Below are 438 nucleotides of genomic sequence, written 5' to 3' on the forward strand. Positions count from 1 at the left end.
TCGCAAGACGGCGGGCTGTCTTACGCTTGACGGCGCGCCAATCCGCATCCGCGACGTTGCCGATGCCATCCGGCAGGGCATCGTGCTGTGCCCGGAAGACCGCAAGGAAGAAGGCATCATCGGCTGCCGCTCGGTGTCGGAAAACATCAACATCAGCTGCCGGCGCAACCAGCGTCGCTTCGGACTGTTCGTCAACGACCGGCAGGAAGCGAAGACGGCCGATCACTACATCACGCGCCTGCGCATCAAGACACCCAACCGCGAGCAGCCGATCCGCCTGCTGTCGGGCGGCAACCAGCAAAAGGCCATCCTGGCGCGCTGGCTGGCGGAAGACGATATGCGCGTGCTCATCATCGACGAGCCGACGCGCGGTATCGACGTCGGCGCCAAGAACGAGATCTACCAGGTGCTGTATGAGCTGGCCGAACGCGGCGTGGC

At 64.4% G+C, this 438-nt stretch carries 1 protein-coding gene; it reads left to right on the forward strand.

The window, feature by feature from the left end:
- On the forward strand, positions 1–438 hold a 438-nt coding region (locus IDG63_RS14320; RefSeq protein WP_206176498.1), incomplete at both ends, for an ATP-binding cassette domain-containing protein.

Source organism: Staphylococcus sp. EG-SA-14, assembly GCF_017151935.1.
Taxonomy (GTDB): domain Bacteria; phylum Bacillota; class Bacilli; order Staphylococcales; family Staphylococcaceae; genus Staphylococcus; species Staphylococcus aureus.